Genomic DNA, 13312 nt, shown 5'->3' with positions numbered 1-13312 from the left:
CCCCTCATCCGCCCTTCGGGCACCTTCTCCCCGCAGGCGGGGAGGAGGCCGGGTGGCCAGCGTCGCGCTCCTCCCTCTCCCCGCTTGCGGGGAGAGGGTAGGGTAAGGGGCATTTGCAGATCGCGATGTGGTCAAGGGGGCACAGATGCGGGGTGCGAACCAGAAAAGGACAGCAAGGGCGAAAAACCTGCGGAAGGTCGAGAATGATGCCGAAGCGGCCTTGTGGAGCGAACTGCGGGCCCGGCGCCTCGGAGGGTACAAGTTCGTCCGGCAGCTTCCGATCGGGCCCTATTTCGCGGACTTTGCCTGCCGCCAGGCGCTCTTGGTCGTGGAGGTCGATGGCAGTCAGCATGCGGACAGTGAATATGATGCGAAACGGAATGCATTCATGAATGGGAATGGGTGGTCAGTCGTCAGATTCTGGAACGCAGATGTGTTGCGAGAACGCGAAGCCGTGCTCGAAACTCTGATCGCCATCCTCGATGGTCGGATCAACGAAGCCGTTCTCAGTCGCGACCTGACCTATCTGCCGGCGGAGCGGCCCGCATGAACCGCCTCCTTCAAGCCGAGCTCATCTATGGCCGTCTCCTGCCCATCCGTGAGCCGCATCTGATTGCCCGCTACAACAAGGCGCTCGTCGCCTTCGGGCTTCACGAAACGAAGCTTGCCGAATTCGACATCGACATCACCGGCTTTTCGCCACAGGTGGCGGAGGAATTGGGGGACCCCGATTATCTCGACCCGCTGAAGGTCAACCGGCGCTTCATCATCCTGACGCCGGAGCAGGACAGCCTGCCGGTGGTGCATACGAGCTTCTCCAACACCGCCGGCCTAATGCACGAGTTCTTCGCCGCCAATGCGCGGGCGATCCACGCGATCACGCTGAAGGACACGCTCTATGGCGAGATCGAGGACAGCGTTTCCGAGGTCAGGACGCTCGAGGATCTGCTGTCCATCAACGAGGTGAAGTTCAAGGTCTTGTCGGCAGAGGACCTGCTCGGCAAAGCAGGGCAGTTGCGCCAGCTCTGCGACGCGCTGGTGACGAGCCCGGATGCCTGGCGGGACAATACCATGCTGGAGCAGATGGTGGCGCTCGCCAAGGAGACCGGCGACATCCGCCAGAACACCCTGGTGCCGGACAAGCTCGTGTTTCGCCACGACGCCTTCTGGGCCGACCACTTCGGCGGTGTCTTCGTCTTCGTCGATGAGAAAATCACCACCGTGATCTGCGATCCCGAGGCCCCCGGCTTCCGTCGCTCGCGGCCCTGGCAGGTGAGCTACATCTCGATCGAGGACAGGGCACAGGTCGGCGATTTCCTCGCGCGCACCGGCCGGCTGGAATTGCCGCGGGCGAGCTGGGTGGAAAGCTCAGGCCTCTTCGCCCATCGGCTGGAAATGGCGCTGCTCTCGGTTGCCGCCACGCTTGATCCGGTGCCCGATCTCACCCGCATCGACGCCGTGTGGATGCAGACCTTCCTGCATCGGCACGCCAAGGCGATCAACGAGCGGGGTGTCTATCCGCTGCTGCAGGAGGCGCTGCGGACGCTGTCGCGCACGGGCAATCTGCGCATGGCCGATATCGATCCGAAACTCAGGCTCTGGCTGGTGCGCGCCGAGCCTCGCCATCCCGACCAGTGGCTGACGAACCGGCTCATTGCGCATCTGACGCCGGAGGACTTCGTCTCGCGCTTCGTCTTCGACAAGCAGGGCTTCTACCGCGCCTATGACCGCTACCCAGAAGCCTATCGTGATTATGTTGTATCCCGCCTGTCCGACACTTATCTGAAAGACAAGGCTGCCTTCCGCAAACGCCTCTACGGACTAGGAGATGACCATGCTTGACCCGATCATCGCGTTTTTCCAGCGCGTCTTTGCCGCGATCGGTCGCGGCATCGGCATGGTGGTCGCGTGGCTGCTCTGGCCGTTCCTTGCCGCCCATGGCTGGTATCGCGAACGCAGCTGGATCATCCGGGGCCCGATCCTCGCCATCCTCGTCCTGCTCGTGATCTTCTACGGCCAGTTCATCTATCGGACCCAGCTCTGGCATGGCTTCGATCCCGCCTTCGTCGAGGCCTACAAGTTCGATGAGCGCACGGTCCCGGCCGGCAATCCGCTGCCCGGCGAGGCGAACCGCTGCCAGGATTCCGCCGTCGTCGCGATCAGCGCGGCGCTGACGGACCAGAATGTCAACCAGAACGCCTGGGTCTCGTCGACCCTTCTCTACAAGCTCGGGCTTTTCGGTCTCGATTGGGACAACACGCCCTTCATGGACAACAAGGCCTCGTTCCAGCGCGGCGTGAACCAGGTCGTGCGCCGGACCGCCATCCAGCTCGCCGACAATCTCGGCCGCGTCCGCGGAACGTCCGGCATCAACAATGACCTGCAGAATGCGCGCGGCAATATCCAGTTCGACGAAAGCACCTGGTATTTCGGCACCGATCCCTTCGGCTTCAAGACGCCGACACCGAGCTACTACCGCGCCGCGGTCGAAAGCTGGAACAAGTTCAATACCTCTCTCGTCAGCTGCGACGCCGTCTTCGATACGCGTTCCGACAACCTGCTGCAGTTCCTCGACGGCATGGCGAGCGACCTCGGCAACACGTCCGACATCCTTCGCCGCCGCTCGGAGGAATTCAATGCCGGCTGGTTCGACACCCGCGCCGATGACCGCTTCTGGTTCGCCTATGGCCAGCTCTATGCGCAATATGCCCTGCTGCAGGCAACCCGTGCAGACTTCAGCGGCGTTATCCGCGAGCGCAACCTGACGACCATCTGGACGGAGATGGAGCGTCAGCTGCAGGCCGCGCTCAGAATCCAGCCGGCGATCATTTCGAACGGCAGCGAGGATGGCTGGATCATGCCGACGCATCTCGCCACCATGGGATTCTACATCCTGCGTGTGCGCTCCAACATGGTGGAGATCCAGTCGATCCTCGATCGCTGACATCCGGGCAATCGCATTATCGGGAGGCGGTTCGCGGTTGTGCGGGCCGCCCTTTTTGCGCACTGATACCTCAGCGCATCTCTGCTTGTTCATACTCCCGAGATGTCGTATGGTCGGAAATGAGGTACGTACCTCAGATTCGTCGTGCAAGGGAGGGCCAGACGATGAACAGGGTTGACGTGAAGCCGGAATTCATGGTGCAGGACGTGGCGGCATTGCGGCGTCTCTATGAGCCGGTGCATGCGCTTGCGGTGACGAAGCAGCGTTCGACACTTGGCCCTCATGCCGAGGCCTTCATCCGGCGGTCGCCCTTTCTCTGCATCGGGACGCAGGGGGCGGAGGGTAGGGCCGATGTCAGCCCGCGGGGCGATGCGCCGGGTTTCGTGCAGATCCTCGATGCCGGCACTCTGGCGATCCCCGACCGACCCGGCAACAATCGGCTCGATACGCTCGAGAACATCATGGTCAATCCGGTGGTCGGCTTGCTGTTCATGATCCCCGGTTACGACGAGACCCTGCGCGTCAACGGGCGTGCAAGGCTCAGCACGCAGCCGGACCTCCTCGAGAGCATGGCCGTGGACGGCCGACGTCCGAGGCTCGCGATCGTCGTGGAGATCGATGAGGTCTTCCTGCATTGTGCGAAGGCATTCCGCCGCTCGCATCTCTGGGATCCCGCCCATCGGCAGGACAGGAGCGAGATGCCGTCCCTGATCAAGATGATCCTCGACGATACGACCGGCGCGCCCTCTGATAAGGCGGTCATGAGCAAGATGGACGAGGATCCCGAGGCCGCCTATCGCCAGACACTGTACTGAGTGTCGAAGCCTTAGCTGATGATCTTCATCCGGATGGCCTTCGCAACCAGCTGGGTGCGGTTGACGCAGTCCAGCTTGCGGATCGCATTGGTCATGTAGGCATTGACCGTATGATCGGAGAGCGAGAGGATCTGGCCGATCTCCAGTGATGTCTTGCCTTGTGCGGTCCAGCGGACGACTTCCAGCTCGCGGGCCGAGAGCACGTTGGTGTTGCTGGCCGTCCGACGCAGCCGGTCGAAGACGTCGAAAGCCTGGATGCTCAACATCGACAGTTCGTTGATTTCCGGCATCGCAAGCGGTCCGCGGTCGCCGTCGTAGCGCACGACATAGCGGCTGCCGTCGACGGAGTGCACGGAGAAGATGATGCCGGTGATCAGCCGGAATCTTAGCATCAGGGCCGCAAATTCTGGTGGGCAGTCGAAGGATGGGTCGCTGCCGTCAGGCCCGATCGTCCATTGATTGTGCATGATCGACCGGCTGATATGCGGCACGGTCGGGCAATGTCTCAAAAATTCCAGGCGGTCAAATTCGCGGCAATATTCAAGTGGCAAAGTCGTCTCCCGAACAAGGGGAGCGACCAGTCTGTCATGCGAAGTCGGGGCCGCGGCGAGGCTCACATAGTCCAGGCCGTATTCACGCGTCGCCCGTGACCAGCAATCCATCAACTCGGCGCGGTTCTGACAGCCCCCGATGTCCTGGCTCAAGAGCGTCTGGCGTTCTGACAACATTTTATCAATTTCGAAAGTTGACAATCATTCTGAAGTTTATGATCAATATATCAGTCCGGTCGAAAAGCTAGCAGTTTTTCAGGGGTTGTCACTATTAATATGACTAATGTCTGACCGCTGCCGATCAAAATGGCATTTGCCTGTTAGCGTGACCTTCATACGGGCAAGGCCGAACCTGCCTTCACCTCTTCCATGACCGCGTAGGTGTGTGTTTCCCTGACGCCGGGCAGAGGCAGAATCACTTCCGACAGGAATTGCCGGTAGGCTTCCATGCCGGCCACGCGCGCCTTGACGAGATAGTCGAACCCGCCGGCCACCATATGACATTCCATGACGTCGTCCGAGCGCTTTACCGCCGCTGCAAAGGTGTCGAAGACATCCGCTGTCGTCCGGTCGAGTTTCACCTCGATGAAGACCAGCAGGTTGCGTCCGAGCTTCTGCGGTGACAGCATCGCCATGTAGCCGGTGATGTAGCCTTCACGCGTCAAGCGACGTACCCGCTCCGCCGTCGCGGTCGGCGACAGATTGACCCGTTCAGCGAGTTCGATGTTGGTCAATCGACCCTCCGCCTGTAGCGCGCGGAGGATCTTTCGATCGAGACGGTCCAGTTCTTTGCTCATTCTCTATCTTCTCTCATTTTTGTAGATAATATCGCAGATATGTGGCGTAAGAATAGTGGGAAACGCGGCAAATCCGCAGATATGTATGCGATACCACGGAGGTGATCATGATCAAGCCAGCCACGACCGATTTCCCGCGTTTCGAAGCCCCCTATGCGGGTGACGACGACCAGCTCATCCGCCATTTCGCCTCGCGCCTTTCCCTGTCGGAAAGCCAGAACGGCGCCATCGACCGGCGCGCCACGACCTATATCGAGGCGATCCGCAGCAATTCCGGTTCGGTCGGCGGCGTCGAGGACTTCTTGCGTGAATATGGTCTGTCGACCCGCGAAGGTCTGGCGCTGATGGTGCTCGCCGAAGCGCTCTTGCGCGTGCCGGATGCACTCACCCAGGACCGCCTGATCGAGGACAAGCTGAAAGAGGGCGGCTGGAGCGAACACGAGGCGCATGGCGAGAGCTGGTTCGTCTCGGCGTCTGCCTGGGCGCTGGGGCTTTCCGCCCGCGTCATCCGTCCGGGTGAAACGCCTGAAGGCGTCATGCGCGGTCTCGTCAAGCGGCTGGGCCTGCCCACCGTGCGCTCGGCCACCAAACAGGCCATGCGTTTCCTCGGCCATCACTTCGTGCTCGGCGAAACCATCAAGGATGCGCTCTCGCGCGCTGCCAAGAGCGAGGAGCGCGGCTATCGCCATTCCTTCGACATGCTGGGCGAGGGCGCCCGCACCGCCGAGGATGCGAAGCGCTACTTCCAGTCCTATGCGAGCGCCATCGAGGCGATCGGCGCCTTCATGGCCAAGCATGGCAAGAGCCAGCAGCTGCCGAACCGCATGGGCATTTCGGTCAAGCTCTCGGCGCTGCATCCGCGCTATCTCGCCACCCATCGCGACCGGGTGATGCGCGAACTCGTGCCTGATCTCCTGAAGCTTGCGCAGATGGCCAAGGCTCATCAGCTGAACTTCACCGTCGATGCCGAAGAGGCCGATCGGCTCGAGCTCTCGCTCGACGTGATCGCGGCCGTCTTCGCCGATCCGTCGCTTGCCGGGTGGGACGGTTTCGGTCTTGCCATCCAGGCTTATCAGAAGCGCGCGCCGCAGGTGATCGACTATATCGACAGCCTCTGCCAGCAGTATGGCCGCCGGATGATGGTGCGTCTCGTCAAGGGCGCTTACTGGGACACGGAAGTGAAGCGCGCCCAGGAGCGCGGCCTCGACGACTACCCGGTCTGGACCCGCAAGCCTGCAACCGACCTTTCCTATCTGCATTGCGCGGCGAAGCTCATGGAGAAGCGCGCGCGCATCTTCCCGCAGTTTGCCACCCACAATGCGCTCACCGTCTCGACCATCATCGAGCTTGCCGGTGCCGATCGCTCCGGCTTCGAATTCCAGCGCCTGCATGGCATGGGCGAGGCGCTTTATGACACGCTGCTTTCGGGCAATGACCGCATTGCCTGCCGCATCTACGCGCCCGTCGGCGGCTACCGCGATCTGCTCGCCTATCTCGTTCGCCGCCTGCTCGAAAACGGCGCGAACTCCTCCTTCGTCGCCGTCGCCGGCGACAAGAACATCCCGGTCAAGGCGCTGCTCGAGCGCCCCACCGAAAAACTCGGCATCGGCAATGGCCAGAGCGCCCGCCACAGCCAGATCCCGATGCCGCTTGGCCTCTATGGCGACCGCAAGAACAGCGCCGGCTTCGAATTCGGCCATCGCGACAATCTGGAGCGGCTGATGGTGCGCATTTCCCAGCCGCTCGGCGAGATTGCCGCCCGTCCGCTGGTTCCGGGTGCAACGGGTGCGACGAGCGACGAGGCCGTGCTGTCGCCGGCCGACCGCGCCCGCAGGGTCGGCACCGTGCGCAACGCCACCCCGGCAGATGTCGACCGCGCCTTTGCCGCGGGACGCCAGGGCTTTGTCCGCTGGTCGCGAGTCTCGGTGGAGGAGCGTGCTGCAACGCTGGAGAAGCTCGCAGACCTTCTGGAAGCCGATCGTGACCGTCTCCTGAGCCTGCTCGCGCTCGAAGCCGGCAAGACGCTGGATGACGGCGTTGCCGAAATCCGCGAGGCCGTCGATTTCTGCCGCTACTATGCCGTTCAGGCGCGCAAGCAGTTCGGCGAGGCCGAGGTCATGCCGGGCCCGACCGGCGAACTCAACCGCCTGTCCTGGCGCGGCCGCGGCGTCTTCGCCTGCATCTCGCCGTGGAATTTCCCGCTGGCGATCTTCCTCGGCCAGGTCTCGGCAGCTCTCGTTGCCGGCAATGCCGTCATCGCAAAGCCCGCGCCGCAGACGCCCTTGATCGCCTTTGAGGCGGTCAAGCTCTTCCACAAGGCGGGTGTGCCGGAAGACGTGCTGATGCTGCTGCCGGGCGCCGGCGACGTGGGGGCGGCGATCGCCGCCCATCCGCAGCTTGCCGGCATTGCCTTCACCGGCTCGACGGCGACGGCGCAGGCGATCAACCGGACGCTTGCTGCCAAAAACGGCCCGATCGTGCCGCTGATTGCCGAAACCGGCGGCATGAATGCGATGATCGTCGACGCGACCGCGCTTGCCGAACAGGTGGCCGACGATGTCGTCATGTCCGCCTTCCGCTCGGCCGGCCAGCGCTGCTCGGCGCTCAGGATCCTCTATCTGCAGGAAGACATCGCCGACGGCATGCTGGAGATGATCGAAGGGGCGGCCCGCGAGCTGAACCTCGGCAATCCGCTCGAGATCACCACCGATATCGGCCCCGTCATCGACGAAAAGCAGAAGGCGATGCTAGAAGGCCATGTCGCGGAGATGACGCGGACCCAGAAGGTGCGCTATGCCGGCAAGGTGCCAGCCACCGGTAACTTCTTTGCTCCGCACATCATCGAGCTCGATCGTCCCGAGGCGCTGACCAAGGAAATCTTCGGACCCGTGCTGCATGTCGTTCGGTGGAAGGCGAAGGCGCTGGACAAGGTGATCGCTTCGATCGACGCCACCGGTTACGGCCTGACACTCGGCGTGCACAGCCGCATCGAGGCGACGATCCGCACCGTCACCGAAGCGCTCGACACCGGTAATATCTACGTCAACCGCAACATGATCGGAGCCGTCGTCGGCACCCAGCCCTTCGGCGGTTCTGGCATGTCGGGCACCGGCTTCAAGGCGGGCGGGCCCGCTTACCTCAGCCGCTTTGCACTGGAGCAGGTGATCTCGGTCAACACGGCAGCTGCCGGCGGCAATGCCAGCCTGATTGCGATCGGGGAGGGGTGAGTACCTACCTTCCCCTTGAGGGGGGAGGTCGCCGCAAAGCGGCGGGTGGGGGTGAACACCCCCGCGAGTTAGGCCCACGTTTTCGGGCGAGCGCCGCACCCGTCACCCCACCCCGGAGCTTCGCTCCGACCCTCCCCCTCGAGGGGAGGGTGGTGTCCTCAAATCTTGTCGGCGTCTCCACCCTTCTTCTTGCCGTTCATCATCACTTCCAGGTATCCCAGCATCACCGCCGAGACCACGAAGGCGAGGTGGATGATGGTCAGCCACATCAGCTTGCCATCGGTATACTGGTTGGCGTTGAGGAAGACCTGCAGCAGGTGGATCGAAGAGATGGCGACGATCGAGGAGGCGACCTTGATCTTCAGGCTACCGGAATCGAGCTTGCCAAGGAAGGAGACCTGGTCATCCGCTTCGTCAAAGCGGCTGACGAAATTCTCGTAGCCGGAGATCATGACCATGACTATCAGGCTCGCGACCAGTGCTGCATCAATCAGTGCCAACATGGCGAGGATCATCTCGAAATCCTCGTAAACAAAGACGTTCTGCGCGACCTTGATGAACTTATAGCCGAACGAGACGGCATAGACAGCCAGAGCGGCGACCAGGCCGAGGTAGAAAGCTACCAGGATCCAGCGGCTCGACAGGATGATCTTCTCGACGAGCAATTCCAGCGATTTCATCAAGGCGGCCTTTCGAGGGCAAATGGTGCAGCGCAAATAATACATCGCTTCATTTTCACGCAAGAGGCAGGTCAGGCGGATGTCGGTTTTGGGCAGATCTGTTTCGCTGTGAAAAAAGTCCTGTCGCCCGCTTGCAAGCCAAGCCGTGCCGTCCGATCCTCCGGCCAACAGAAGACAGGGGGAAACATGACCGTGGCATCCGACATCGATATCGCCCGCGCGGCGTCCAAGCGGCCCATCCAGGAGATCGGCTGCAAGCTCGGCATTCCCTCCGAAAGCCTGATCCCCTACGGCCACGACAAGGCAAAGATCTCGGCCAGCTTCATCAAGGGGCTTGCCGACCGTCCCGATGGCAAACTGATCCTGGTGACTGCGATCAATCCGACACCGGCAGGCGAGGGCAAGACGACGACGACCGTCGGGCTCGGTGACGGCTTGAACCGGATCGGCAAAAAGGCCGTCATCTGCATCCGCGAGCCTTCGCTCGGGCCCTGTTTCGGGGTGAAGGGCGGTGCGGCCGGCGGTGGTCATGCGCAGGTCGTGCCGATGGAGGACATCAACCTCCATTTCACCGGCGATTTCCACGCGATCACCTCGGCCCATAACCTGCTTTCGGCGCTGATCGACAATCACATCTACTGGGGCAACGAGCTTAACATCGACACGCGCCGCATCACCTGGCGGCGGGTGATGGACATGAACGACCGGGCGCTGCGCCAGATCGTGACCTCGCTCGGCGGCGCCTCCAACGGTTTTCCGCGCGAGGCCGGCTTCGATATCACCGTGGCCTCCGAGGTCATGGCGATCCTCTGCCTCGCCACCGATCTCGAAGACCTCGAAAAGCGCCTCGGCGCCATTATCATCGGCTATCGCCGCGACAAGAGCCCTGTCTATGCCCGCGACCTCAATGCCGATGGCGCCATGGCCGTGCTGCTCAAGGAAGCGATGCAGCCGAACCTCGTGCAGACGCTCGAAAACAATCCGGCGCTCGTGCATGGCGGCCCGTTCGCCAACATTGCCCATGGCTGCAATTCGGTCGTGGCGACGAGGACGGCGCTGAAGCTTGGTGATTACGTGGTGACGGAAGCGGGCTTCGGGGCTGATCTGGGGGCTGAGAAATTCTTCGACATCAAATGCCGCAAGGCTGGGCTTGCGCCCTCCGCCGTCGTCATTGTCGCAACGGTCCGGGCGCTCAAGATGAATGGTGGCGTGGCCAAGGAGGATCTCTCCCGCGAGGATGTGGCCGCCGTCGAGCGGGGCGCGGTCAATCTCGCCCGGCATTTAGAAAACCTCGCCAAGTTCGGTGTGCCGGCGGTCGTTGCCATCAACCATTTCACCACGGACACCGAGGCTGAAGTGTCAGCCGTCAAGGCGGTGGCCAGAGGACTGGGGGCGGAAGCCGTGCTCTGCCGCCACTGGGCGGATGGCTCTCATGGCATTACCGAACTTGCCGAAACCGTCGTGCGGGTCGCCGAGACACCCTCCGGTTTCCATCCGCTCTATCCGGACGCCCTGCCGCTCTTCGCCAAGATCGAGCGCATCGCCACCGAGATCTATAGGGCTGGAGAGGTGACGGCGGACAGGGCGGTGCGCGAACAGCTCGCCGACTGGGAGCGGCAGGGATATGGCCATTTGCCGGTCTGCATCGCCAAGACGCAATATTCCTTTTCCACCGATCCGACGCTGCGCGGTGCGCCGGAAGACCATGTGGTGCATGTCCGGGAGGTCCGTCTTTCCGCCGGCGCCGGCTTCATCGTGGCGATCACCGGCGAAATCATGACCATGCCCGGCCTGCCGCGCGTGCCCTCTTCGGAGAAAATCCGGCTGAATGGCGAGGGCGCCATTGAGGGGCTGTTCTAAGCCCCGAGTATCTTTGCCCCCAAAAATCACTGGGAAATTGTGATATTTCTGTCACGGTGACGGTCATCACAAATCATGATTAAAATTATCACGTTTAATATGTTGACTCACGTAATCATGTTTTATACGGCGTGATTGCGGCGAAATTTCAACGCCGCCCCAGTTTTGACGCAAACACATTCGGCCAGCCTGCAGCCTTTTTCGGTTGCGGGACTGCTTTTGGCTGGCCTTTTGAAAGGACATTCGCATGGGCTCCCGGTCCGCCAGACCCCTCCTGCTTGCATGCACCGCCCTGATCGCGGTTTCCGCCATTCTCCCCGCGCACGCCCAGGATACCACGACCTCGACCACGACCACCAATGGCGACGAGACCCGGCTGCAGACCATCGTCATCAAAGGCAAGCGCGTGCCGGCCGGATCGGTCGCGGATACGCCTACTGCAACGACGACGGATTCCAAGACGCTGCAAAAGAAGCAGGTGGATGATGTCGATGATCTCGGTAACACGGTCGAGCCCAGCGTTACCTATGTCCGGCAGTCGAAAAGCGTCAACATCCGCGGCTTGGAGGCCGATCGGGTCCTGACAACGATCGACGGAATTCCGGTGCCGTATTTCTTCGACACCGTCTACAACTATGGCGGTGGCGCTGATACCTACGACTTCAACTCTCTTTCGTCCGTTGACGTCTTGCACAGCGCAGACTCCAGCCGTGCGGGTTCCGGCGCGCTGGGCGGCGCCCTTCTCTTGAACACGCTCGAGCCAGACGATCTTCTGGCTGATGGCGCGAATTTCGGGGGTATCGGAAAGCTCGGCTATGATGGCTCGGACCATTCGTTTACCGCGTCCGGTGCTGTCGCTAAGAAGGTGGAAAACACCTTGATCATGTTCCAGTCCTCTTACAAGAAGGGGCACGAAACTGAGACCGGGGGCGATGTCGGCGGCACACGTAGCACGCGCACAGAAGCCGATCCGATGGACTACAACCAGCGGAATTTCCTTTTCAAGATCCGTCAGGATCTGGAGGGCGGTCACCGGATCGGCCTGACGGCCGAGCACTACGGTTACAATTCCCGCCAGGACTACATGTCGTCCAGCTCCTATGACACGACCTATCGCGCCGGTGATTATGACCTGGTCCAAGAAAAGGATCGCGACCGGCTTTCGCTCGATTATGCCTATGAAGCAGAAGGCGATGACGGCCTGATCGATTCAGCTGCTGCAACACTCTACTGGCAGCGTTCAGCGCGGACGGAAGGGCAGGACTCCTATCGTTTGACGGCGCCGATCGGCGAATACGACCGCCTGATGGAGAGCGAACAGCGCGACATCGGCTTTTCTGGCTATGCCAATTCACAGTTTGCAACCGGTGCCCTGAACCATCAGCTCACCATCGGTACCGACTTCCGGTTCACGCAAAGCAGCTATTACCTATCCGGCGTCGACAGTTGCTCGGTCACATATGTTTCGGCTTGCGCCAATTATCATACGAACCAGTCTTATTCACCGGATGTAAATTCCTACCGCTTCGGAGCCTATGCCGAAGACAAGATCACGCTTGGTGATAGCGCGTTTTCGGTCACGCCTGGTCTGCGATTCGACTGGTACAAGGAAGATCCGCAGTCCACAGATAGTTTCGAGGGTGACATGCCGGAAGGCCAGAGCGGCACACGTCTCTCGCCGAAGCTCCGCGCCGCGTGGCAGGTGCGTCCGGACGTCGAGCTCTATGCGCAGTTCGTCACGGCCTTCAAGGCTCCGAACGCCTACCAGCTCTATGTCGACTATGACAATGCGCCGCGCTATCGCTCGATCGGGAATCCAGATCTTGAGCCCGAGACAAGCTGGGGCTTCGATGTCGGTGCAAATCTTGGGGACGAGGATTTCGGCGGCCGCGTGAGCGCCTTCAGCACACGCTACAAGAATTTCATCGATACCTCCGACTGGATCAGCACACCTGGTTACAGTACCGGCACGGCGCAGTATATCAACCGCGACAATGTCCGGATCAGCGGCGTCGAGCTGGAGGCGCACAAGACCTTCGCGAATGGCTTCAACTTGCATGGCTCGCTGGCCTATGCACGCGGCACCGATCTGGACGACGACGAACTCCTCGCATCTGTACCGCCGCTCAAGGCCATTGTCGGGTTCGGCTATGAACAGGAAACTTGGGGAACCGATGTCAGCCTGGTTGCGGCCAGCGCCGTCTCGGATGACTCGGCTGCGCTGACCAAGCCGGACGGATACGGAGTTGTGAACCTGACAGGATGGTGGGAGCCTGAACAGTTGAAGGGGCTCCGTGTTCAGGCAGGGGTCTACAACCTCTTCGACAAAAAGTACTTTGATGCGCTGGAAGTCAAAAACGTGTCCAACGCCTCCGACATCTATTCCGAAGCCGGTCGCTATTTTAAGGTGTCGATCTCGCAGAAGTTCTAAATCGAAC

The 13312-nt window shown here is 61.4% G+C and carries 10 protein-coding genes; 7 read left to right on the top strand and 3 right to left on the bottom strand.

What is annotated here, in order from left to right:
* Positions 1 to 145 precede the first annotated feature (145 nt).
* From M1E12_RS11650 to M1E12_RS11635, 4 genes are all read left to right on the top strand, one after another.
* The gene (locus M1E12_RS11650; protein ID WP_479561893.1) at positions 146 to 550 is read left to right on the top strand and encodes an endonuclease domain-containing protein; all 405 of its coding nucleotides are present in this window, start codon (positions 146 to 148) and stop codon (positions 548 to 550) included.
* The gene (locus M1E12_RS11645) at positions 547 to 1842 is read left to right on the top strand and encodes a DUF6638 family protein (protein ID WP_479561892.1); all 1296 of its coding nucleotides are present in this window, start codon (positions 547 to 549) and stop codon (positions 1840 to 1842) included. The genes M1E12_RS11650 and M1E12_RS11645 overlap by 4 nt, the downstream gene beginning before the upstream one ends.
* Complete coding sequence (locus M1E12_RS11640) at positions 1835 to 2944, top strand: DUF2333 family protein (protein ID WP_479561891.1); 1110 nt, start codon at positions 1835 to 1837, stop codon at positions 2942 to 2944. The genes M1E12_RS11645 and M1E12_RS11640 overlap by 8 nt, the downstream gene beginning before the upstream one ends.
* Before the next feature lie 164 nt (positions 2945 to 3108).
* Positions 3109 to 3759: a pyridoxamine 5'-phosphate oxidase family protein gene (locus M1E12_RS11635; protein ID WP_479561890.1), complete on the top strand. Its 651-nt coding sequence runs from the start codon at positions 3109 to 3111 to the stop codon at positions 3757 to 3759.
* A gap of 11 nt (positions 3760 to 3770) precedes the next feature.
* Here M1E12_RS11635 and M1E12_RS11630 read toward each other — a convergent pair whose 3' ends face one another.
* Together M1E12_RS11630 and M1E12_RS11625 are read right to left on the bottom strand one after the other, a co-directional pair.
* Entirely contained in the window at positions 3771 to 4487 is a 717-nt protein-coding gene (locus tag M1E12_RS11630) for a helix-turn-helix transcriptional regulator (protein ID WP_479561889.1), read from the bottom strand.
* A gap of 155 nt (positions 4488 to 4642) precedes the next feature.
* On the bottom strand, positions 4643 to 5107 hold the full coding sequence (locus M1E12_RS11625; RefSeq protein WP_113458635.1) for an Lrp/AsnC ligand binding domain-containing protein: 465 nt from the start codon (positions 5105 to 5107) through the stop codon (positions 4643 to 4645).
* Positions 5108 to 5214: 107 nt separating this feature from the next.
* Here M1E12_RS11625 and putA point away from each other — a divergent pair, with 107 nt between their 5' ends.
* Complete coding sequence (gene putA, locus M1E12_RS11620; RefSeq protein ID WP_479561888.1) at positions 5215 to 8334, top strand: bifunctional proline dehydrogenase/L-glutamate gamma-semialdehyde dehydrogenase PutA; 3120 nt, start codon at positions 5215 to 5217, stop codon at positions 8332 to 8334.
* A 158-nt stretch (positions 8335 to 8492) separates the two neighbouring features.
* Here the strand turns inward: putA and M1E12_RS11615 are convergent, their stop codons facing one another.
* A complete protein-coding gene (locus tag M1E12_RS11615; RefSeq protein WP_479561887.1) occupies positions 8493 to 9014 on the bottom strand; it encodes a TIGR00645 family protein in 522 nt (173 codons plus the stop codon).
* 186 nt (positions 9015 to 9200) lie between these two features.
* Here M1E12_RS11615 and M1E12_RS11610 point away from each other — a divergent pair, with 186 nt between their 5' ends.
* Positions 9201 to 10874, top strand: a complete 1674-nt coding sequence (locus tag M1E12_RS11610; RefSeq protein WP_479561886.1) for a formate--tetrahydrofolate ligase — start codon at positions 9201 to 9203, stop codon at positions 10872 to 10874.
* Positions 10875 to 11121: 247 nt separating this feature from the next.
* Positions 11122 to 13305 carry a TonB-dependent hemoglobin/transferrin/lactoferrin family receptor gene (locus M1E12_RS11605; RefSeq protein WP_479561885.1) on the top strand — a complete coding sequence of 728 codons (2184 nt, stop codon included), beginning with the start codon at positions 11122 to 11124 and terminating at the stop codon, positions 13303 to 13305.
* Positions 13306 to 13312 lie beyond the last annotated feature (7 nt).

This window comes from Rhizobium sp. K33 (genome assembly GCF_056501445.1).
This window is presented reverse-complemented; position numbering and strand designations above follow the sequence as displayed.

Excerpts from the sequence above, each read along its gene's own strand:
- M1E12_RS11650 (WP_479561893.1), top strand. The coding sequence starts at position 146 with ATGCGGGGTGCGAACCAGAAAAGGACAGCAAGGGCGAAAAACCTGCGG.
- M1E12_RS11645 (WP_479561892.1), top strand. The coding sequence starts at position 547 with ATGAACCGCCTCCTTCAAGCCGAGCTCATCTATGGCCGTCTCCTGCCC.
- M1E12_RS11640 (WP_479561891.1), top strand. The coding sequence starts at position 1,835 with ATGCTTGACCCGATCATCGCGTTTTTCCAGCGCGTCTTTGCCGCGATC.
- M1E12_RS11635 (WP_479561890.1), top strand. The coding sequence starts at position 3,109 with ATGAACAGGGTTGACGTGAAGCCGGAATTCATGGTGCAGGACGTGGCG.
- M1E12_RS11630 (WP_479561889.1), bottom strand. The coding sequence starts at position 4,487 with ATGTTGTCAGAACGCCAGACGCTCTTGAGCCAGGACATCGGGGGCTGT.
- M1E12_RS11625 (WP_113458635.1), bottom strand. The coding sequence starts at position 5,107 with ATGAGCAAAGAACTGGACCGTCTCGATCGAAAGATCCTCCGCGCGCTA.
- putA (WP_479561888.1), top strand. The coding sequence starts at position 5,215 with ATGATCAAGCCAGCCACGACCGATTTCCCGCGTTTCGAAGCCCCCTAT.
- M1E12_RS11615 (WP_479561887.1), bottom strand. The coding sequence starts at position 9,014 with ATGAAATCGCTGGAATTGCTCGTCGAGAAGATCATCCTGTCGAGCCGC.
- M1E12_RS11610 (WP_479561886.1), top strand. The coding sequence starts at position 9,201 with ATGACCGTGGCATCCGACATCGATATCGCCCGCGCGGCGTCCAAGCGG.
- M1E12_RS11605 (WP_479561885.1), top strand. The coding sequence starts at position 11,122 with ATGGGCTCCCGGTCCGCCAGACCCCTCCTGCTTGCATGCACCGCCCTG.